General features: G+C 75.7%; 19 protein-coding genes. 5 read left to right on the top strand and 14 right to left on the bottom strand.

All coding sequences use genetic code 11. The features are described 5' to 3' along the window. Window positions 1-23 precede the first annotated feature (23 nt). The 3 genes from Cch01nite_RS14775 to Cch01nite_RS14765 all read right to left on the bottom strand — a co-directional run bounded on the left by Cch01nite_RS14775 (window position 24) and on the right by Cch01nite_RS14765 (window position 2,622). On the bottom strand, window positions 24-386 hold the full coding sequence (locus Cch01nite_RS14775) for an NADH-quinone oxidoreductase subunit A (RefSeq protein WP_203756508.1): 363 nt from the start codon (window positions 384-386) through the stop codon (window positions 24-26). An 81-nt stretch (window positions 387-467) separates the two neighbouring features. Next, a complete protein-coding gene (locus tag Cch01nite_RS14770; RefSeq protein ID WP_373309944.1) occupies window positions 468-1,760 on the bottom strand; it encodes a geranylgeranyl reductase family protein in 1,293 nt (430 codons plus the stop codon). A 166-nt stretch (window positions 1,761-1,926) separates the two neighbouring features. Then, on the bottom strand, window positions 1,927-2,622 hold the full coding sequence (locus tag Cch01nite_RS14765) for a demethylmenaquinone methyltransferase (protein WP_203756504.1): 696 nt from the start codon (window positions 2,620-2,622) through the stop codon (window positions 1,927-1,929). Between the two features lie 139 nt (window positions 2,623-2,761). Between Cch01nite_RS14765 and Cch01nite_RS14760 the strand changes: the two genes are divergently transcribed. Continuing rightward, on the top strand, window positions 2,762-4,108 hold the full coding sequence (locus Cch01nite_RS14760; protein ID WP_203756502.1) for an isochorismate synthase: 1,347 nt from the start codon (window positions 2,762-2,764) through the stop codon (window positions 4,106-4,108). Window positions 4,109-4,255: 147 nt separating this feature from the next. On the opposite strand, the gene Cch01nite_RS14755 is transcribed toward Cch01nite_RS14760, so the two are convergent. From Cch01nite_RS14755 to Cch01nite_RS14735, 5 genes are all read right to left on the bottom strand, one after another. After that, window positions 4,256-5,962, bottom strand: coding sequence for a S1C family serine protease (locus Cch01nite_RS14755; RefSeq protein ID WP_203756500.1), 1,707 nt, complete (start codon window positions 5,960-5,962; stop codon window positions 4,256-4,258). Between the two features lie 154 nt (window positions 5,963-6,116). Continuing rightward, window positions 6,117-8,000 carry a 2-succinyl-5-enolpyruvyl-6-hydroxy-3-cyclohexene-1-carboxylic-acid synthase gene (menD, locus tag Cch01nite_RS14750; RefSeq protein ID WP_203756498.1) on the bottom strand — a complete coding sequence of 628 codons (1,884 nt, stop codon included), beginning with the start codon at window positions 7,998-8,000 and terminating at the stop codon, window positions 6,117-6,119. Next, window positions 7,997-8,977: an o-succinylbenzoate synthase gene (locus tag Cch01nite_RS14745; RefSeq protein ID WP_203756494.1), complete on the bottom strand. Its 981-nt coding sequence runs from the start codon at window positions 8,975-8,977 to the stop codon at window positions 7,997-7,999. The genes menD and Cch01nite_RS14745 overlap by 4 nt, the downstream gene beginning before the upstream one ends. A gap of 105 nt (window positions 8,978-9,082) precedes the next feature. Then, on the bottom strand, window positions 9,083-9,649 hold the full coding sequence (locus Cch01nite_RS14740) for a TetR/AcrR family transcriptional regulator (RefSeq protein WP_203756492.1): 567 nt from the start codon (window positions 9,647-9,649) through the stop codon (window positions 9,083-9,085). Next, window positions 9,649-9,972, bottom strand: a complete 324-nt coding sequence (locus tag Cch01nite_RS14735; protein ID WP_203756490.1) for a DMT family transporter — start codon at window positions 9,970-9,972, stop codon at window positions 9,649-9,651. The genes Cch01nite_RS14740 and Cch01nite_RS14735 overlap by 1 nt, the downstream gene beginning before the upstream one ends. A gap of 146 nt (window positions 9,973-10,118) precedes the next feature. Between Cch01nite_RS14735 and Cch01nite_RS14730 the strand changes: the two genes are divergently transcribed. Further along, window positions 10,119-11,075, top strand: coding sequence for a 1,4-dihydroxy-2-naphthoyl-CoA synthase (locus tag Cch01nite_RS14730; RefSeq protein WP_239070609.1), 957 nt, complete (start codon window positions 10,119-10,121; stop codon window positions 11,073-11,075). A 27-nt stretch (window positions 11,076-11,102) separates the two neighbouring features. On the opposite strand, the gene Cch01nite_RS14725 is transcribed toward Cch01nite_RS14730, so the two are convergent. From Cch01nite_RS14725 to Cch01nite_RS14715, 3 genes are all read right to left on the bottom strand, one after another. Beyond that, window positions 11,103-11,264, bottom strand: a complete 162-nt coding sequence (locus Cch01nite_RS14725) for a hypothetical protein (RefSeq protein ID WP_203756486.1) — start codon at window positions 11,262-11,264, stop codon at window positions 11,103-11,105. 174 nt (window positions 11,265-11,438) lie between these two features. Continuing rightward, a complete protein-coding gene (locus Cch01nite_RS14720; RefSeq protein ID WP_203756483.1) occupies window positions 11,439-12,554 on the bottom strand; it encodes a DUF3048 domain-containing protein in 1,116 nt (371 codons plus the stop codon). 89 nt (window positions 12,555-12,643) lie between these two features. Further along, window positions 12,644-13,735, bottom strand: a complete 1,092-nt coding sequence (locus tag Cch01nite_RS14715; RefSeq protein WP_203756481.1) for a DUF3048 domain-containing protein — start codon at window positions 13,733-13,735, stop codon at window positions 12,644-12,646. A gap of 129 nt (window positions 13,736-13,864) precedes the next feature. Between Cch01nite_RS14715 and menE the strand changes: the two genes are divergently transcribed. Both menE and Cch01nite_RS14705 read left to right on the top strand, forming a co-directional pair. Next, window positions 13,865-15,082 (top strand): o-succinylbenzoate--CoA ligase, encoded by a 1,218-nt coding sequence (gene menE / locus Cch01nite_RS14710; RefSeq protein ID WP_203756478.1) that lies wholly within the window; start codon window positions 13,865-13,867, stop codon window positions 15,080-15,082. Beyond that, on the top strand, window positions 15,079-15,948 hold the full coding sequence (locus Cch01nite_RS14705; RefSeq protein ID WP_203756470.1) for a 1,4-dihydroxy-2-naphthoate polyprenyltransferase: 870 nt from the start codon (window positions 15,079-15,081) through the stop codon (window positions 15,946-15,948). Before menE ends, Cch01nite_RS14705 begins: the two co-directional genes overlap by 4 nt. Before the next feature lie 25 nt (window positions 15,949-15,973). Here the strand turns inward: Cch01nite_RS14705 and Cch01nite_RS14700 are convergent, their stop codons facing one another. Beyond that, the gene (locus Cch01nite_RS14700; RefSeq protein ID WP_203756459.1) at window positions 15,974-16,273 is read right to left on the bottom strand and encodes a DUF4229 domain-containing protein; all 300 of its coding nucleotides are present in this window, start codon (window positions 16,271-16,273) and stop codon (window positions 15,974-15,976) included. Between the two features lie 58 nt (window positions 16,274-16,331). On the opposite strand from Cch01nite_RS14700, the gene Cch01nite_RS14695 reads away from it, so the two are divergent. Beyond that, entirely contained in the window at window positions 16,332-16,679 is a 348-nt protein-coding gene (locus Cch01nite_RS14695) for a PLDc N-terminal domain-containing protein (RefSeq protein WP_203756458.1), read from the top strand. A gap of 80 nt (window positions 16,680-16,759) precedes the next feature. Here Cch01nite_RS14695 and ccsB read toward each other — a convergent pair whose 3' ends face one another. Together ccsB and resB are read right to left on the bottom strand one after the other, a co-directional pair. Continuing rightward, on the bottom strand, window positions 16,760-17,770 hold the full coding sequence (ccsB, locus tag Cch01nite_RS14690) for a c-type cytochrome biogenesis protein CcsB (RefSeq protein WP_203756457.1): 1,011 nt from the start codon (window positions 17,768-17,770) through the stop codon (window positions 16,760-16,762). Further along, complete coding sequence (resB, locus tag Cch01nite_RS14685) at window positions 17,767-19,491, bottom strand: cytochrome c biogenesis protein ResB (protein WP_203756451.1); 1,725 nt, start codon at window positions 19,489-19,491, stop codon at window positions 17,767-17,769. Before resB ends, ccsB begins: the two co-directional genes overlap by 4 nt. Between the last annotated feature and the right edge of the window lies 1 nt (window position 19,492).

Below are 19,492 nucleotides of genomic sequence, written 5' to 3'. Positions count from 1 at the left end.
GGTCCGTGCTGTGCAGATGCTCGTCAGTCCCACTCGAAGCCACCCCGCCGCCACTCGTAGACGAACGGCACCGTGATGAGCACCAGGAATCCGAGCATCGCGACGAGCCCGAACACCGCCAGGTCGGCGAAGCTCACCGCCCACGGGTAGAGGAAGACGACCTCGATGTCGAAGACGATGAACGTCATCGCGACCAGGTAGTACTTGATCGGGAACCGGCCGCCGCCCACCGCGTGCGGCGTCGGCTGGATGCCGCACTCGTACGCCTCGAGCTTCGCGCGGTTGTACCGCTTCGGGCCGATGATCGCGCTCGCGCCGACCCCGCCGAGCGCGAGCACGGCGGCGATGCCCATCAGCACGAGCAGCGGCACGTACGGGTTGCTCATCGCGCGTCTCTCCTCTTCGTCGAGGTGGCCCGGCAGACCTGGGAGGTCCTCGGGGCGTGGGGGGTCATCGGGGGCGGCGGGTCAGGCGTCCGGGGCGATCCGGGCCAGGCCCGCGATGACCCGGTCGATCAGGTCACCGCCGCGCGGCTCGTAGCAGTCGGACAGGAGCTTGAGCACGAACTGCATGATCAGCGGGCGCGGCAGCCCGTGCTTCGTGAGCAGCCGCATGACCTGCGGGTGCTCGATGATCCGCACGAACTGGCGGCCCAGCGTGTAGTAGCCGCCGAGGTCGTCCTTCATGCGGCGCTGGTACGTCGCGAACGCCCGCTCCCGACCCGCGGCCGTGCCGCGCGCCAGGCCCTGGCTGATCGCGTCGGCCGCGACCCGGCCGGCCTGCAGGCCGTAGGCGATGCCCTCGCCGTTGAACGGGCTCACCATCCCCGCGCTGTCGCCGGCGAGCATGAGACCGTTCCCGTAGAGCGGGCCGCGGTTGAATCCCATCGGCAGCGCGGCGCCGCGGACCGGGCCGAGCTGGTTGTCCTCGGTGAACTCCCACTCCTCCGGGGCGTTGCGCATCCACGCCGCGAACAGCGCCTTGTAGTCCACCTTCGTCGCCGCGGCCGTCGAGCTCACCGACCCCAGGCCGACGTTCGCCGTGCCGTCGCCGAGGGAGAAGATCCAGCCGTACCCCGGCATGAGGTTGCTGCGGCCGGGCGCGCCGTCCCACAGCTCGAGGTGGCTCTCCATCCACGGGTCGTCGTGCCGCGGCGTGCGGAAGTACGTGCGGACCGCGACGCCCATGGGCCGGTCGTCGCGCTTCTGCAGGCCCATCCCTGTGGCGAGCCGGGCGGACACGCCGTCGGCCGCGATCACCACGGGCGCCCGGTACACGACCTCGTCGCCGGTGCGCCGGCCGTCGTCGTCGACCGGCCGGGCCGTCACGCCGACGACGCGCCCCGAGCGCTCGTCACGCAGCGGACCCGTGACGTTGGTGCGCTCGAGCAGCTTCGCGCCGGCCGAGCGGGCGTGCGACGCGAGCGTGTGGTCGAACGACGTGCGGGCCTTCGCCAGGCCGTACGACGGGTAGCTCGACAGCTCGGGCCACGGCAGCTCGAGCCGGTGGCCGCCGCCGAGCACGCGCAGGCCCTTGTTGCGGATCCAGCCGTCCTGCTCGCGGATCGGGACGCCCATGCGGACGAGCTCGGCCACCGCGCGGGGCGTCAGGCCGTCGCCGCAGATCTTGTCCCGCGGGAACGACGCCTTCTCCAGGAGCAGCACGTCCAGGCCCGCCGCAGCGCAGTGGAACGCGGCGGCAGACCCGGCAGGGCCCGCGCCCACGACGATGACGTCGGCGTCATCGTGCGCTGCGATCACCACGGCTTGCTCCACTTGTGACGTTGTTCACGTGCGGCTCAGCGCGAGTGTAATCACGGTCACTCGGGCTGTCTGCGAAGGCAATCCTTACCCAGTACCGGCGGGTGCCGGACGGCCCGTGATCTCGCGGTTCACCACCTCTTCACACGCGGGACGACCCCGCGTGTCAGGCCGGCTTCGTGCCGCGGTGGAGGGCCACCACACCGCCCGTGAGGTTGCGGTACGCGACGTGCGTCCAGCCGACCGCCTTGATCTGCAGGCCCAGCTGGTGCTGGTCCGGCCACTCCCGGATCGACTCCGCGAGGTACACGTACGCGTCCGGCTCCTTGGAGACCGCGCGGGCCACCGGCGGCAGCGCCTTCATCAGGTAGTTCGTGTAGACCATCCGGAACGGCTTGAACGTGGGCCGCGAGAACTCGCACACCACCAGCCGCCCGCCCGGCTTCGTCACCCGCAGGAGCTCCTCGAGGGCACGCCGCACGTCCGTCACGTTCCGCAGCCCGAACGACATCGTCACGGCGTCGAACGACTCGTCGGCGAACGGCAGGTGCAGCGCGTCGCCCGCCACGAACGGCAGGTCCGGCCGGCGCTCCTTGCCGACCGCGAGCATGCCCAGGGACAGGTCGCACGGGATCGCCCGCACACCCTTGTCGGCCAGCGGCTCTGTGGACGTGCCCGTCCCCGCGGCGAGGTCGAGCACCGTCTCGCCGGGGTGCGCGTCGAGCGCGGCGAGCGTCGCCTTGCGCCACGCGCGGTCCTGGCCGAGCGAGATCACGTCGTTCGTGCGGTCGTAGCGCGGCGCGACGGCGTCGAACATCTTCGCGACGTCGTGGGGTTCCTTGTCCAGGTCGGCACGGGGCATGAGGTCATCGTCGCAGGTCCGGGTCGACCGCCGCACGGGCGCGCGGACGGGTGACGCTCCTGTGAGCGGGCTGAGGACGTCGCGTACGCCACACCCCGCCCGGCGGGCGGCACCCGGCGCGAGGCATACGCTGGAAGCGATGAGCTCGCTGACCTCCGCCCCCACGGACGCGGTCCCGCAGCCTCTGGTGGTCCGGACGGTCGCGCTCGACGACCTCGCGGGCGACCAGGGTGCGCCCGACCCGGCCGATCTGCTCGACCTGCTGCCGTCCGAGGCGCCCCTGGCCTGGGTGCGCCGCGGCGACGGCCTCGTGGCCTGGGGCGAGACGCTCCGGATCCCCGTCGCCGGCCCCCACCGGTTCGCCGCCGCCGAGCGTGCCTGGCAGGACGTGCTCCGGCACGCGGTGGTGCGCGACGAGGTGCGGCTCCCCGGCACCGGGCCCGTGGCGTTCGGGTCGTTCGCGTTCGACGAGACCTCGCCCGTCGGCGGCGTCGTCGTCGTGCCGCGGGTCGTCGTCGGCCGGCGCGGCGGGCGGTCGTGGCTCACGACCATCACCCCGGGCGCCCACCTCTCGCCGGCCCCGCGCCTGGCGGACGTCGTCGGGCCCCGTGTCCCGGCGATCGACCCGGGCGACGTCGTCTACGACGACGGCGCCGTGAGCGCGGACGGGTGGCGCGACGTCGTCGCCGAGGGCATCGCCGCGATCAAGGCGGGCGAGGTCGACAAGGTCGTGCTCGCCCGCGACGTGCACGCCCGGACCGAGCACCCCTTCGACGTGCGGTGGGCCCTCGACCGGCTCGCGGCCCGCTACCCCTCGTGCTGGACGTTCAGCGTCGACGGTCTCGTCGGCGCGACGCCCGAGCTGCTCGTCCGGTCGGAGAAGGGGCTCGTCACGTCACGCGTGCTCGCGGGCACGATCCGCCGGACCGGCGACGACGACGCCGACGTCGCCCACGCGGCGATCCTCGCGCACTCGTCGAAGGACCTCGAGGAGCACGAGTACGCCGTGTCGTCCGTCGCGCAGGCGCTCGAGCCGTTCTGCTCGTCGACCAACGTGCCCGACGTGCCGTTCGTGCTGCACCTGCCGAACGTGCTGCACCTCGCGTCCGACGTCACCGGTGTCCTCGCCGCGCCGACCGGCACCGCCGCGCACCCCTCGTCGCTCGCGCTCGCCGCCGCGCTGCACCCCACCGCCGCCGTGTGCGGCACCCCCACCGACGCCGCCCGCGACCTCATCCGCCGCGTCGAGGGCATGGACCGGGGCCGCTACGCGGGTCCGGTCGGCTGGTTCGGGGCCGACGGCGACGGCGAGTGGGGCATCGCGCTGCGCTCGGCCCAGCTCGACGCCGACGACCCGCGCCGGGTCCGGCTCTTCGCCGGCTGCGGCATCGTCGCCGCGTCCGACCCCGCCGCGGAGCTCGCGGAGTCCGAGGCGAAGCTCGTGCCCATGCGGCACGCGCTCGGCCGGGACGCCAGCGACAGCTGACCCGGCCGAGCGCGGTGGCCGCCGCCCGGGACACCGGGCCTGCGGTGCGGTCCTGGTCGGACCGCGGGACGCGACCCGGGGTGCGGGTCGCTGTGCCCGGCGACCGGCCGCCGCGTCGGGGCGGCAGCCGGTCGTCGGGGGTCGGGATCAGCCCTGGCCCTGCTCCTGGTACCACTTCCAGAGCTGCTCGGGGTCGAGGCCGCCCGGCAGGCCGCTCGGGCCGCCGTCCTGGCCCTGCTGACCCTGCTGGTCCTGCCCCTGGCCCTGGGGGGCCGACTGGGCGGTCTCCTTCTTGACGGCGAGCGTCACGTCGACGTCCGTCGCCTTGCCGTCACGGACGACCGTCAGCGTGGCGTCCGTGCCGGACGCGAGCGCCCGGACGTAGGCCGTGAGCGACTCCGCGCCACCGACGGGCTTGCCGTCGATCGCGACGATCACGTCCTTGGCCTGCAGGCCGGCCTTCGCGGCGGGCGAGCCGTCCGTGACCTCCTCGACGACCGCGCCGCGGCGCGTCACGTCGTCGGCCGTCGCCGTGCCGTCGGACAGGCTCACGCCGAGGAACGCGTGCTCCGCCGAGCCGTCGTCGACGAGCTGCGACGCGATGTTCTTCACCAGGTCGACGGGGATCGCGAAGCCCAGGCCGATCGAGCCCGACTCCGAGGAGAGTGTCGCGATCGACGAGTTGATGCCGATGACCCGGCCCTGCGCGTCGAACAGCGGACCGCCCGAGTTGCCGGGGTTCACCGCGGCGTCGATCTGGATCGCGTTCGTCACGGTGGCGTCGCCGCCGTCCTCGCCCGTGGTGGACACGGGACGGTCGACCGCCGAGACGATGCCGGTGGTGACCGTGTTGGCCAGGCCGAGCGGGTTGCCGACCGCCATCACGGGCTGGCCGACGACGACCTTGGTCGAGTCGCCGAGCGCTGCCGGCTTGAGGCCCTCCGGCGGGTCGGTGAGCTTGATGACCGCGAGGTCCGTGGTCGGGTCGGTGCCGACGACGGTGGCCTTGAACAGGCGGCCGTCGGTGAGCGTCACCTGGACGTCACCCTGCGCACCGGCCACCACGTGGTTGTTCGTGACGATGTGGCCCTGGTCGTCGATGATGACGCCCGACCCCTGGGCGCCGCCCTGGTCGAGCGTGACCTCGATCGCGACGACCGCCGGGGCCACGGCCTTCGAGACCGCCTCCCAGTCGGGGTTGTCGTTCGTCGACCCGGACACCGGGACGGCGTCGTTCGACGACTGGCCGATCGTCGCGAGCGACGCGGGGTGCGAGCCGCTCGCGGTGTCGCCGTCGGCGAGCGCGTGCGTCACGCCCGCGGTGAGACCGGCGGCGAGGAGCGCCGCGGCGGCGGCCGCGCCGGTCACGGGGAGCCAGATGCTGCGCTTGCGCGGCTGCGTCGCGGCCGGGGCGGCGTACGGGCCGAAGGCCTCACCGGTGTGGCCGGGCTGTGCCGGCTGCGGGTGCGGCTGTGCCTGCTGTGCCTGCTGGGCCTGGTGCTGGCCGGCGGCCCACTGGGCGTACGCGGCCCGGCGCTGCGCCTCCTGGGCGGCCTCGTAGGCGGCACGCTGGTCGGCGGGCGCCGCGGCGTGCGGCGGCTGGAACGGGTTGGTCGCGTGCTGCTGCGGCTGCGGCTGCGGCGCCGGGTGCGGCTGCGCCGCGGGCTGCTGGGGAGCCTGCTGCAGGGCCGGGGCCGCCGCGGGGAGCGGCTGGGTCGCGCCGACCGGGGTGGCCGGCAGCGGCTGCGTCGCCTCGACCGGGGTGGCCGGCAGGGGCTGCGTCGGCTCGACGGGCGGGATCGGCTGCGTCGGGTCCGCCTGCGGGTGCTGGCCGTTCTCGGGGGTGCTGGTCATCGTGGGTGCCCTCCTTGGTCGACGACCATCACAGCCGAGCCCGCTGGAGGGACCCTCCAGGGAACCTGGGAATCTCCTGCGAGTTCCGCATGAGTCCGGACGGACCCGGTGGGCCCGGCCTGCGCACGGGGGCGGCGGGCGGCGGCGGGTGCCGTCAGGGCAGGGCCTCGTCCACCGCGACCGCGACGGCGGCCTGGAGCCGCTCGCCGAGCTCGCGACGGCCCGCCCGGTCGACCCGCACCTCGACGAGGCTCAGGCCGGGACCCGTGGCCGTGAGCGCGGGCAGGAGTCCGTCGACGTCACCGACCCGCGTGTGCCGCACCCCGTACGCCGCGCACAGCGCCGCGAGGTCGACGCCGTGCGGCGTCCCGAACACCCGCTCGAAGTGGTCGGAGCGCGACGGCTCGCCGGGCTCGAGCGTCGAGAAGATCGACCCGCCGTCGTCGTTCGCGACGACGAGCTGCAGGTCCACGGCGCGCTCGAGCGGTCCGCGCAGGAGCCCGCCGACGTCGTGCAGGAACGTGAGGTCGCCGAGCAGCGCACGGACCCGCCGGTGCGGGAGCCCGAGCGCGACGCCCGCAGCCGTCGACACCGTGCCGTCGATCCCGGCCAGCCCGCGGTTCGCGAGGACCAGCGGCGGGGTGGCCCACCGGGCCGTCAGGTCCAGGTCACGCACCGGGTTCGACGAGCCGACGACGAGCGCGTCCGTCGGGAGGCTCACCCGGGCGACGGCACGGGCGAGCGCCGGCCCCGTCACGCGGGGGCCGCTGCGCGACCGGGGGCCGTGCTCCCCGGCGTCGAGCACGTCGTCGATCGCGGTGGACGCCGCGGCGTCGGCGGCCTGCCAGGTCTCGAGCCACCCGTCCGGCGCGCCCATCCGGCCCTGACGCATCCGCGGCGGCACGTCGAGCAGCACCTCGGCGGCGTTCCGGGCCGCGTCCGGCCAGTCGCCCCCGCGGGGGGCGAGGACGACGACCTCGACGTCCGGCCGCCCGAGCAGCCGCTGCACCGGGCGGGACAGGGTGGGCCGGCCCGCGACCACGACGCGCCGGACCGCGCCGCCGAGACGCTCGTCGGCGAGGAGCAGACGGTAGGCCGCGAGCGCATGCGTCCCACCACGGACCCCGGAGGACGGCTCGGCGAGCAGCGGCCAGCCGTTGACCTCCGCGAGCCGGCGGGCCCACGGGCTGGCACCGTCGCCCGCGACGAGCACGGTCGGCACGCCGCGGCGGCGCGTGCGGGTCGGTGCCGTCGAGTCGTCGGCGCCCGTGGCACGGGGCGGCTCGAGGAGCGCCGGCAGCGCGCCCGTGGCAGGCCCCCCGGGCGGCAGGCCGCGACCGTGGACGTGCGAGAGGCCGGCCGTGCCGGCGGGCGGCCACGGCCCGTCGCCCGGCACGAGCGGCTCACGGAACGCGAGGTTGAGGTGCACCGGGCCGGGGTCGCCCGTGCGGGCGCCCGTGGCGGCGGCGACCGCACGCGCGGCGAGCCTGCGCACGTCGCGGGCCTCGTCGGGCAGGCCGACCGGTGCCGGGACGTCGACCGCGAGCCGGACGGACGTGCCGAACAGGCCGGGCTGGTCGGTGGTCTGGTTCGCGCCGGTCCCCCGCAGCTCGTGGGGGCGGTCCGCGGTGAGCAGGAGCAGCGGGATCCCACTGTGGTGCGCCTCGAGCACGGCCGGGTGCAGGTTCGCGACGGCCGTCCCCGACGTCGTGACGACGGCGACGGGCCGGGCGGCACCCGGCGCGTCGCCGACGTGGGCGCTCGCCCGGGCGAGCCCGAGCGCGAGGAACCCCGCGGACCGCTCGTCGACGCGCACGTGCAGGCGCAGGGCGGGAGCGCCTTCCGCTCGGCTGCCGTCCGGGCGGGAGGCCTCGGCGAGCGCGTACGCGAGGGGTGCGCTGCGCGACCCGGGGGCGAGGACGACGTCCTGGACGCCGAGCGTCGCGAGGGCCTGCACGAGGACGCGGGCGGCGGTCACGGACGGTGCCTGCCCCGACGGCTGGGCGGGGTCGGGCGTCGTCGTCACGTGCGCCATCATGCCCGAGGCACGGCGGTCCGCCGCGACGCGAGCACCGCGAGGACCTCGTCGCGCCGCCGCTCCCACCTGCGCGCGAGCTCCGCGGGTGCCGCGTGCGCGGCGAGCAGGGCGGGGTCGGGCTCCGGCCGGCGCACCTCGAGCGCGCCGTCGACGGGCAGCAGCGGGTCGGCCACGAGGTCGGCGGTGAACAGCTGCGCCGTCGCGAGCCCGCACGCGTACGGCAGCTCCGGCAGGGCGGCCGCGAGCGCGACGCCGGCGGCGAGTCCGACCGACGACTCGAGCGCCGACGACACCACGACCGGGACGCCGACCTGCTCCGCGAGCCGGAGGCACGCGCGCACGCCGCCGAGGGGCTGCACCTTGAGCACGACGACGTCGGCGGCGTGCGCGCGCACGACAGCGAGCGGGTCCTCGGCCCGGCGCACGGACTCGTCGGCGGCGATCGGCACGCTGGTGCGGCGGCGCAGCGCGGCGAGGTCGGCGACCGTCGGCACGGGCTGCTCGGCGTACTCGAGACCGCCCGCCGCCCGGTCCAGCAGCGCCAGCCGGCCGGCGGCGGTGTCCACGTCCCACGCGGCGTTGGCGTCGACGCGGATCGCACCGTCCTTGCCGAGCGCGTCGCGCACCGCCTCGAGGCGCGCGACCTCGTCGCCGACGCTCTGCCCGGGCTCGGCGACCTTGACCTTCGCGGTGCGGCAGCCGCCGGAGGCGGTGACGATGCGGTGCGCGGTGGCGGCGTCGACGGCGGGGACGGTGACGTTGACCGGCACACGGTCGCGGACGGGGGCGGGCCACCCCTCGTCGGCGGCCTCGCGCGCGGCGTCCCACCAGGAGGCGGACTCGGCGGCGTCGTAGTCCCAGAACGGGCTGAACTCGCCCCAGCCGGCGTCGCCCCGGACCAGGGCGCCGTCCCGCACGGTCAGCCCGCGGAAGCGCGTGCGCAGCGGGACGGCGTAGGTGAGCAGCTCGGGTCGCACCCGCTCAGGCTAGGCGGCGTGGACCGATGCCCGAGAACGGCACTTCGGGGTGAGGACGGCACGTCAGAGTGCCGTTCTCACCTCGGCGTCACGTTCTCGGCGGCGTCAGGCGGGCGTCGGCGGGCTCGGCGTGAGGACCGGGGCCAGGAGCGCGCGGGCGTGGTCGCGGACGTCGTGCCCCTCGGACAGGGCCGCGACGACGGCGCCGTCGACGACCGCGATGGCCAGCGCCGGCGGGACGGGGCTGCCCGCGATCCGCAGCAGAGCGGCGACGGCGGCGTCCAGCCGGGTGCGCCCGGCGGCGTAGGCGCCGGCGACGGTGGGCGTGCGTCCGGCGGACACGAGGTGCTCGTACACCGCGCGCACGGACACGTCGCCCCCGTTCGGCAGCACCGCGTCGACGACCGTGGCGACCACGTCGTCGCCCGGCTGCGCGAGCTCGGCGACGCGCTCGGCGTGCGCGGCCGACTCGTCGGCGAGCAGCAGGGCTGCCGCGCGCACCAGGTCGTCGAGCCGGTCGAAGTAGTAGGTCGTGGCGGCGAGCGGCACGCCCGCGCGGGCGGCGACGGCCCGGTGGCTCACCGCGCCCGGACCGCCGAGCAGCAGCAGGTCGGCGGCGGCGCGCACCACCTGGGCGGACCGGGCCTCGCCGCGCGCACGGCGGGCCGTCATCAGTGGCCCGACCCGGAGAGGTTGAGCCCGACGACGCCGGCGAGGATGAGCACGATCGAGCCGATGCGCAGCAGGGTGACCGGCTCGTCGAGCCAGATCATCGCGAGGACGGCCGTGGTGACGGCACCGATGCCGACCCACACGGCGTAGCCGGTGCCGACGGGCAGCGAGCGCAGCGCGTAGGCGAGCCCGCCCATGCTGAGCACGAGCAGGACGCCGAACGTCACCGTGGGGACGAGCCTGGTGAAGCCGTCCGAGGACTTGAGGGCGAGCGCCCATCCCGCCTCGAGCAGGCCGGACAGGACGAGGACGAGCCATGCCATGGGAGACCTCCGTGCCGAGCCGACGAGTCCCGGGTGTGGTCACGGGAGCCTGTCGTGGACGCGCACCGGGTGGCCTTCCCGCCGTCGCGCGCGTCCAATTCTGGTACGAGCGTACCAGAAACTCGGAGCCGCGTAGGGTGACGGCCGTGAGCGCACTGCCCGACACCGTCTCCGACACCTTCGACCCGAACCGCTGGCGCATCGTCGACGGCTTCGAGGACCTCACCGACCTCACCTACCACCGGGCGGTCGACCGCAGCGGCGCGTCGTCCGGCGAGGCCGAGCGCGACCTGCCCGCCGTCCGCGTCGCGTTCGACCGGCCGGAGGTCCGCAACGCGTTCCGCCCGCACACCGTCGACGAGCTCTACCGCGTCCTCGACCACGCCCGCACCAGCTCCGACGTCGGCACCGTGCTGCTCACCGGCAACGGCCCCTCCCCCAAGGACGGCGTGTGGTCGTTCTGCTCCGGCGGCGACCAGCGCATCCGCGGCCGCGACGGCTACCGGTACGCCGACGGCGACACCGCCGCGCACGTCGACCCGGCGCGCGCCGGCCGGCTGCACATCCTCGAGGTCCAACGGCTCATGCGGACCATGCCGAAGGTCGTCGTCGCGCTCGTCAACGGGTGGGCGGCGGGCGGCGGGCACTCCCTGCACGTCGTCGCCGACCTGACGATCGCGAGCCGCGAGCACGCCCGGTTCATGCAGACCGACGCGAACGTCGGCTCGTTCGACGGCGGCTACGGCTCCGCCCTGCTCGCCCGTCAGATCGGCCAGAAGCGGGCCCGCGAGATCTTCTTCCTCGCCCGCGAGTACTCCGCCGAGCAGGCCTACGCGTGGGGTGCCGTCAACGACGTCGTCGCGCACGCCGAGCTCGAGGAGGCCGGGCTCGAGTACGCGCGGATCATCGCGTCGAAGTCGCCGCAGGCCGTGCGCATGCTCAAGTTCGCGTTCAACCTCGCGGACGACGGGCTCGCCGGCCAGCAGGTGTTCGCCGGCGAGGCCACGCGCCTGGCGTACATGACGGACGAGGCCGTCGAGGGGCGCGACGCGTTCCTCGAGCGCCGCGACCCCGACTGGTCCGGCTTCCCGTACGCGTACTGACGGCGGGCGGGCGCCGGCCCGCCCGCGTCAGGTCGTGGCCAGCGCCCAGGTCGCGAGGTCGACGAACGTGCCGGCCAGCCAGGCCACGCCGACCAGCAGACCTACGAGGACCACGGCGGCCGCCACGACCGCGCCGAGCGCGCGCACGTCGTGCTCCGCCGGGGTGCTGGTGTGCTCCGGTGTCGTCATGCCCCCAGGCTCGTCCGCCACACCCCGCCCGGGCGTCGACCGCTCGTCTCGACCTGACGGCCGAGGGTCATCCCGCAGGTCCCCTCGGCGACGGGCTCCGTCAGCCCGGGGGCGGACCCAGGGCGCGGCCGGGACACCGTGACGGACGGCGCCACCGCGACCGCACCGAGCGCGTCAGCCGATCGTCAGCGACCCGCTCCCGGCGGGCACGAGCTCGACCCAGGTGTTCCCGGGCGCGAGGTTCGCCGGGCGCCCGTCCGGCAGGAGCAGCCGCATCGGGGCGTCCTGCGAGTCCTTCTGCCAACGCACCGCCACCGTCCGGCCACCCGACGCGACCACGCCGTCGCCCGACCCCACGAGGGTGTAGGTCGGCACGGGTGCGCCGCCCTGCGCCCCGAACTCCGTGTTCGGGTGGTCCGCGGTGATGGACACGACGTTCACGGCCGACAGGCGGGCGCCGCTGCGGGCCGTCGCCGGGACGGTGCCCTCGGACCGCAGCCAGGTGCCGGTCGCCGCGTCCCACGACCACGAGGGGTTGGACGCCGGCGACAGGTGGAACGACAGCGTGCCGGCGGGCGTGCCCGCCACGGCCGCCGCGGCCTGGTCGGCGGAGCGGGCGAACAGGAACTGCTCGCCCGGGGCGGCCTGGTGGTCGGCGTCGGCCTGGTCCCAGAACGTCTGCGGGGTGCCGTACACGTTGTGCGGGGCCGCACGGTCCTTCGTCCGGTACATGCCAGGCGCACCCGCGTCGTGGCTGATCATCTGCACGCCGCTCGCCTGGACCAGCGCGAGGATGCCCGGCTGACCGCCCGAGAACGCGAGCAGCCCGTGCATCGGCGCGAGGATGACCGGGTCCATCGGCCGGACCGACCGGATCGGCCCGACCTCGGCGGGCACCTGGGAGTGGAACACGGCGATGAACCGCGACACGTCGAACTCGACGATCGTCTCCCACACCACGTCCGTCTGCTCCAGCCCGGTCTGCGGGCGGGCGACGGCGGTGTTCTCGATCTTCACCGCGAGCGCGGCCCGGGCCGCGGGCTCACCGGCGACGCCCGTGAGCGGCCACGTGGGCGGGACGACCGGGGCGGGTGCTCCGGACTTGTCGACGTCGGTGGAGGCGCGCGCGGTGACGTCGGTGGGGGCCGGCTGGGCGGAGCCGCCCGACGAGCACGCGGCCAGGGCGAGGACGGTGCCGGCGACGAGCCCCCACGTCGCCCTCCGGGCGGCGCGCGCCACGGGGGCCCGCCGTCCGTCCCGGACGTCTGCGAACCCGGTCCGTCGCGTCATGTCAGCTCCCCGCTCGTCGTCCCGACGCGACCAGGGTGCCATGCGCGGGTCCCGCCGGTGGTGGACGGCCGGCCACGGCGGGTCGGCCGTCAGCGCGGCGTGACGCTCCCGCTGGAGCCGGGGACGAGCTCGACCCACGTGGTCCCGGCCGCGAGCGACACCGGGGCGCCGCCGACGGTCGTGAGCACGACGGGGGCGTCCTGCACGGCCTTCGACCACCGGACGGCCACCGTCTTGCCGCCCGTGGCGACGAGCCCGTCGCCCGAGCCGTCGAGCACGGTCTCCGGCACCGGGTTGCCCGCAGGGTCCGTGGTGCCCGAGTTGACGAGCCGGACGCTCAGCGCCACGACGTTCGTCGCCGCCAGGCGGGCGCCGGACCGGGCGGTCGCGGGCTTCGCGCCCTCCGACCGCAGCCACGTCCCCGAGGCGGCGTCCCACGCCCACTGCGGGTGGGAGTAGCCGGACATCGTGATGTCCACGGACGTGGCCGGGGTCCCGGACAGCGTCGCGGTCGCCTGGCCCGCCTGCCGCGCGACCGTGAACTGGGTGGGCGGGGCGGCGCTGTGCGCACCGTCGGCCTGCCCCCACATCGTCTCCGGCGTGCCGTAGACGTTGTGCGGCGCGGGCGCGACGCCCTTCTTGCGGAAGAACCCGGCGGCGCCCTTGTCCTGGCTGAGGATCTGGAGGCCCGACGCGGACAGCGCCTGGACGAACCCGGGCTGCCCGCCCGAGAAGGCGATCAGGCCGTGCAGCGGCGAGGCGATCGCGGGGTCCATGGGCCGTACCGAGCGGATCGGGCCGATCTCGGCGGGCACCTGCGAGTGGAACACCGCCACGAACCGGGTGATGCCCCCCTCGACGACCTCCTCCCACACCACGTCGGCCTGCTCGAGCCCGGTCTGCGGACGGGCCTCGCCCGAGTTCTCGATCTTCACCGCGAGCGCGGGACGCACCGGGACCTCGCCGGCGGCGGCGACGCCCGTGAGCGGCCAGCGCGGCGGCACGACCGGCGTGGGCGGCGCGGCCTTCGCGGCCTCGATCACGGGAGCCTCGGTGACGGGCGCCGGCACCGTGGGCTGGGCGCTCGCCTCGCCACCGCACGCGGCGAGCGCCAGGACGGCGGCGGACGTCAGTGCGGCGACGAGCAGACGCGCGGACGCGCCGGTCGGGGCAGAGGGCACAGCGGACTCCTTCGAGGTCGGACCGCGCGTCACTCTACGGGGCGCGTGGCCGACTTCCGGGCAGCCCGGCGCCCCGTCGCGGGGGTGCGGCTTGCCGAGGCAGGCCTGGGCTGCACCTACGCTGGGCGGGTGAAACGCCCCCTGCGCGACGTCCCGGCCCGGCCGGACGCCCTGCTGGCGGCGCTGCGCGGGGCGCTCGACGGCACCGGGCCCGCCCTACGGCCCGTCGAGGACCGCGGCCCCGCCGGCACCTCGGGCGCCGGTGCTCCCGGTCCGCTCGTGCCGAGGTCGGTGGCGGTCGTGGTCCCGACGTCCGGGTCGACGGGTGAGCCCCGCGACGTCCTGCTGTCGGCGGACGCGCTGCGGGCCTCGGCCGGGGCCACCGAGCGCCGGCTGTCCGGGCCGGGCCGGTGGGTCCTCGCCCTGCCCGCGCACCACGTCGCCGGCCTGCAGGTGCTGGTGCGGTCGGTGCTCGCCGGGACCACGCCCGCGGTGCTGGCCGCGGGCCCGTTCCGCCCGCCCGCGTTCGTCGCCGCGACGGGCACCCTGCCGGACGACCTGCCCCGGTACACCTCGCTCGTGCCGACGCAGCTCGTCCGCCTCCTCGACGACCCCGCGGGCCGCGACGCGCTGCGACGGTACGACGCGGTGCTGGTGGGCGGCGCCGCCACCGCACCCGCGCTGCTCGCACGCGCCCGGGAGCAGGACGTGCGGCTCGTCACCACGTACGGCATGACCGAGACGTCCGGCGGGTGCGTGTACGACAGTCGCGCGCTCGACGGCGTGCAGGTCGCGCTCGACGACGACGGCCGGGTGCTCCTCGGCGGCGCCGTGCTCGCCGACGGCTACCTCGGCCGGCCCGACCTGGACGCCGTCACCTTCACCGGCGACCCTCGCGTGCTGCGCACGCAGGACCTCGGCCGCCTCGACGACGGCGTGCTCACCGTGCTCGGCCGCGCCGACGACGTGATCGTGTCCGGCGGCGCGAACGTCGCACCCGCGCCCGTCGAGGCGGTGCTCGCGGAGCTGCCCGGCGTCGCCGAGGCGTGCGTCGTGGGCGTGCCGGACGCCGAGTGGGGGCAGCGGGTGGTCGCCGTCCTCGTGCTGCGTCCCGGTGCCGCGGCGCCCGCGCTCGACGACGTGCGCGGGCTCGTGACCGACCGGGTCGGCCCGGCGAGCGCCCCGCGAGCGGTCGTCGTCGTCCCGTCCCTGCCCCTGCGGGGCCCCGGCAAGACCGACCGCCGCGCCGTCGGGCGGCTCGCGGCCGACGCGACCAGCGCGACCAGCGACACCACGACGACCCACCGGGCGCCCGGGGCGCCCACCCCCGAGAGGAGCCAGGCGTGACGACAGCCAGCGAGTGGGTGGCCGGTGCGCGACCCCGCACCCTGCCCGCGGCAGCAGCACCGGTGCTCGTCGGCACGGGCGCCGCGGCCCAGCTCGACTCCGCGATGCTCGGGCGCGCCGCCCTCGCCCTGGGTGTCGCGTTCGCGCTGCAGATCGGCGTCAACTACGCCAACGACTACTCCGACGGCATCCGCGGCACGGACGCCGACCGGGTCGGGCCGATGCGGCTGACGGCCTCCGGCACGGCCCGGCCGGGAGCGGTCAAGGGCGCCGCGTTCGCGATGTTCGGGCTGGCGGCGCTGCTCGGGCTGTGGCTCGTCGTGCTGTCCGCGCAGTGGTGGCTGCTCCTCGTGGGTGCCGCGGCGATCGGCGCCGCGTGGACGTACACGGGCGGACGCAGCCCCTACGGGTACCGCGGCCTCGGCGAGGTCGGTGTGTTCGTGTTCTTCGGCCTCGTGGCGGTGCTCGGCACGACGTACACGCAGGCGGGCCGCCTGTCCTGGCCGGCGTGGGTCGGGGCCGTGGCCGTGGGCCTGCTCGCGTGCGCGCTGCTCATGGTCAACAACCTGCGCGACGTGCCGACCGACGCTCTCGTCGGCAAGCGGACGCTCGCCGTGCGGCTCGGGGAGCACCGCGCACGGCGGCTGTACGGCGCGTTCGTGCTCGTGCCGATCCTGCTCGGGATGGTGTGCGCGGTCGCCGCGCCGTGGTGCCTGCTCGTGACGGTGCTGCTCGCGCCGGCGCTCGTGCTCGTCGTCGTCGTGCAGCTCGGCGCGCGCGGGCCCGCGCTGGTGCCGGTGCTGGCCGGCACGGGGATGCTCGAGCTCGGGTTCGGCGTCCTGCTCGGGCTGGGCCTCGCCCTCTGACGAGGACCGCCCCGCGGGCGAGGGCTCAGGCGGTGCCGGGGTCCTGCCGGGCCGCCTCGTCCGCGGCGTCCTCGAGGTCGGCGTCCTCCTGCGCGCGGACCCCGAACCGCTCCCGGTCCCCCAGGACGCGGCGCCGCTCCGCCCGGTCCGCGAGCTGCCGCGCCGCCGCGTCGCGCGGACCGCGCAGCAGCACGTACGACAGGGCCCAGGCGACCAGTGCCGCGACGACCACGACGAGCCACGAGCGCATGCCCGCCCACCACAGCAGGCCCACGCAGGCGGCGAACAGGGCGAGGCGCAGGACCGAGTAGATCAGGAGGGGCACGTCACCAGGGTAGGTCCGGTCCGGCGCGGTCCGGCCCGAGCACGCCTAGGCTGGACGGATGCGGAACGTGGGTGTGCTGCTGATCGTCGGGCTCCTGATCTACAGCCTGATCGACATCGCCCGCAGCGACGACGACGAGCGTCTGGGTGCCCCCCGCGTGCTGTGGGCGCTGCTGGTGCTCCTGGTGCCGCTGTTCGGGTCGGTCGCGTGGCTCGCGATCAGCCGGCTGCGCCGGTCGGCGGCGGACGGCGGCGCGTCGTCCCGCGGTGCCGGCGGGCGGCCCGTGGTGCGCCGGCGGCAGGGTCCGGTGGCGCCCGACGACGACCCGGACTTCCTGCGCCGGCTCGACCAGGAGCGGCGGCGGCGCGAGGCCGGGCCGTCCGACGGGGACTCGCCCCAGGCCTGACCAGGCAGGTCTGACCGGGCAGGCGCGACCGGACAGGCCCGACCGGGCCGACGTGACCGGAGGTCAGCGGGCGGGGTGCGTCACAGGCCCGAGTAGGAGTGCTTCCCGGTGACGAACAGGTTGACGACCGAGAAGTTCGCGAGCACCACGGCGTACCCGACGAACACGAAGTAGGCGGCCTTGCGCCCGCTCCAGCCGCGGGTCGTGCGCGCGTGCAGGTAGGCCGCGTACACGACCCACGCGACGAACGTGCCGACCTCCTTGGGGTCCCAGCCCCAGTACCGGCCCCACGCGTGCTCGGCCCAGATGGCGCCGCCGATGAGGGTGAACGTCCACAGCACGAAGCCGATGGCGTTGAGCCGGAACGCCTGCGCCTCGAGCTCGCGCGCGGACGGCACCTGCTGCAGCCAGCCGAACCGCGGGCCGGTGACCCAGCGGCGCAGGCCGTCGGTACGGCGGGCGGCCTCGTCGGCGGGGCGGGGGCCGACCTCGCGCACGTCCTGCAGGACCTGCAGCACCGACGCGGCGAACGCCACGGTGAACACGCCCGTCGCGGTGATCGCGACGCCGACGTGCAGGACGAGCCAGTAGCTCTGCAGGGCGGGCTGCACGGCGTCGGCCTGCACGAAGAACACGAGCAGCCCGAGCGCGAGCGCGAGGACCGCGATGCCGAGCACGAGCACGCCGACGAACGCGATGACGCGGCGGCGCTGCACGATCGCGAGGACCGTCGTCGCGACGAGCACGCCGACGACGGTGAACTCGTACATGTTCGCGGTGGGCCAGCGTCCGGCGGCGAGGCCGCGGGTGACGACGGCGCCGAGCAGCAGCACGATGCCGACGTACGTGGTGGTCCGCGCGATGCCCTCGGCCCGCAGCGACCGCCCGTCGCCGACCGCCGACGTCCCGCCGGGCGGTGTCGCGACCGCCGTCGTCGTCCCGCCTCCGGCCCCGGCCGACGCCTTCGCGGGCACCCGGCGCTGGGCGCGCTCGGCGATGGCCGCGAGGTCGACGGCGTACGCGACGAGCGCGATCGTGAGCGCGGTCATGGCGCCCCACACGAGCAGGGTGCTGAGGTCACCGGTGTTCATGGCGTGCTCTCTCGGGTGCTGTCGGGAGTGCTGTCGGACGTGGCGGCGGGCGGGGTGGCGGGGGTGCGGTCGGGGATGTCGTCCGCGGTGGTCGTGCCGAGCGTCGCACGCAGCACCCGGTCGAGCTCGGGCTGCAGGCCGACGTCGTCGCCCCGGGCGAGCCCGGCGGCGGTCACCACTGTAGGACCGTCGACGCCGGGCGCAGCCCGCAGCCACAGGCGCCGGCGGGGTGCGAACAGGGACGCGGCCAGGCCCGCGAACGCGGTGAGCGCGAACACGAGCACGAACGGCAGCGCCGGGTCGTGCCGCAGGTCCAGCGCGACGTACCGGGGCAGCCCCTCGAACGTGAGGCTGCCGAGGTCGTCGGGCAGCTGCACGGTCTCGCCGGGCCGCACGTAGAGCGTGACCGGCTTGTCGTCGGCGTCGACCGACTGCGTGAGCCGCGACTCGTCGAGCTGGTACACGTTCTGCGGCACGCCGGTGTCGAGGCCGAGGTTGCCGGACCACACGGACAGCACGAGCAGCGGGTCGTCGGGCTGCGGGTTCACGGACCGCCACAGGCCGTCGCCGACCTCCTGGGCGGTGGGCAGCAGGTAGCCGATGATCCCGACCTGCGGCTGGTCGCCGGACACGTCGGGCACCTTGACCACGCCGCGTGACGTGTACACCTCGTCCTGCGGCAGGAACGGCACGGGACCCGCGTAGGCCACCTCGCCGGCCTTGTCGCGGACGGTGAGGTCGGGCGCGTACCCGTTGCCCTGGAGGTAGACCTTCGCGCCGCCCGCGTCGAGCGGGTGGTTGACCTTGATCGTGCGGGGCTCGGGGTCCGAGCCGGGCTCCGTGAGCGTGACGTGGGCGGTGAAGTCGCGGGACTGCAGCGTGTCCGGGTCGAACGCGGCCTCGAAGTCGTCGAGCCGCAGCGTGAACGGCACGAGCGACGACGGACGGAACGCGGTGCCCTGCTCGAACGTGTCGTAGTCCACCTGGGCGTTCGCGAACCCGCGCCCCTGGACCACGATCGCCTGTCCCCGGTAGTGCAGCAGCTGCCCGGTCGCGACGGACACGAGCAGGCCGACGAGCGCGAGGTGGAACAGCAGGTTGCCCGTCTCGCGCAGGTAGCCGCGCTCGGCCGAGACCGACCAGGTGCCGCCGCCCTCGTCGCGGGTGTCCACGCGGTACGTCGGCCAGAACGGCAGCCACCGGGACCCGCGGCGCAGCACCGTCACCGCGCGCTCGACGACCACGCGCGGCTCGTCGTCCGCGGTGCCCTGCCCCTGCGCGGGGAACCGGCCGAACCGGCGGGGTGTGCGCGGCGGGCGCCCCCGCACGCCGCGCAGGTGCACGGCCGTGCGCGGCAGGATGCACCCGACGAGCGAGACGAACAGCAGCAGGTAGATCGCGGAGAACCAGATCGACGAGTACACGCCGAAGAACCCGAGCCGCTCGAGCCAGGGGCCGAGCGTCGGGTGGTCGACGAGGTAGGCGGCGACCTTCTCCGGGCTCTGCACGCGCTGCGGCCACACGGTGCCGGGGACGGCGGCGACGGCCAGCAGCATGAGCAGCAGGAGCGCCACGCGCATGCTCGTGAGCTGCCGCCACGCCCACCGCAGCCAGCCCGTGAACCCGATCGACGGCAGCTGCGCGGGAGCGGGCGACGGCTGGTCCTCGGTGAGGGTGCCGGTGAAGACGTCGTCGAGCCCGTCGGGGCGGTAGGCGCTCACG

This window comes from Cellulomonas chitinilytica (genome assembly GCF_016862675.1).
Taxonomy (GTDB): domain Bacteria; phylum Actinomycetota; class Actinomycetes; order Actinomycetales; family Cellulomonadaceae; genus Cellulomonas; species Cellulomonas chitinilytica.
This window is presented reverse-complemented; position numbering and strand designations above follow the sequence as displayed.

What these genes read in the sequence shown, in the direction of transcription:
- Cch01nite_RS14760 (WP_203756502.1), top strand. Translation starts at nt 2,762, where the DNA reads ATGAGCTCGCTGACCTCCGCCCCCACGGACGCGGTCCCGCAGCCTCTG.
- Cch01nite_RS14755 (WP_203756500.1), bottom strand. Translation starts at nt 5,962, where the DNA reads ATGACCAGCACCCCCGAGAACGGCCAGCACCCGCAGGCGGACCCGACG.
- Cch01nite_RS14725 (WP_203756486.1), bottom strand. Translation starts at nt 11,264, where the DNA reads ATGACGACACCGGAGCACACCAGCACCCCGGCGGAGCACGACGTGCGC.
- menD (WP_203756498.1), bottom strand. Translation starts at nt 8,000, where the DNA reads ATGATGGCGCACGTGACGACGACGCCCGACCCCGCCCAGCCGTCGGGG.
- Cch01nite_RS14775 (WP_203756508.1), bottom strand. Translation starts at nt 386, where the DNA reads ATGAGCAACCCGTACGTGCCGCTGCTCGTGCTGATGGGCATCGCCGCC.
- Cch01nite_RS14695 (WP_203756458.1), top strand. Translation starts at nt 16,332, where the DNA reads ATGCGGAACGTGGGTGTGCTGCTGATCGTCGGGCTCCTGATCTACAGC.
- Cch01nite_RS14765 (WP_203756504.1), bottom strand. Translation starts at nt 2,622, where the DNA reads ATGCCCCGTGCCGACCTGGACAAGGAACCCCACGACGTCGCGAAGATG.
- Cch01nite_RS14735 (WP_203756490.1), bottom strand. Translation starts at nt 9,972, where the DNA reads ATGGCATGGCTCGTCCTCGTCCTGTCCGGCCTGCTCGAGGCGGGATGG.
- Cch01nite_RS14740 (WP_203756492.1), bottom strand. Translation starts at nt 9,649, where the DNA reads ATGACGGCCCGCCGTGCGCGCGGCGAGGCCCGGTCCGCCCAGGTGGTG.
- Cch01nite_RS14720 (WP_203756483.1), bottom strand. Translation starts at nt 12,554, where the DNA reads ATGACGCGACGGACCGGGTTCGCAGACGTCCGGGACGGACGGCGGGCC.
- ccsB (WP_203756457.1), bottom strand. Translation starts at nt 17,770, where the DNA reads ATGAACACCGGTGACCTCAGCACCCTGCTCGTGTGGGGCGCCATGACC.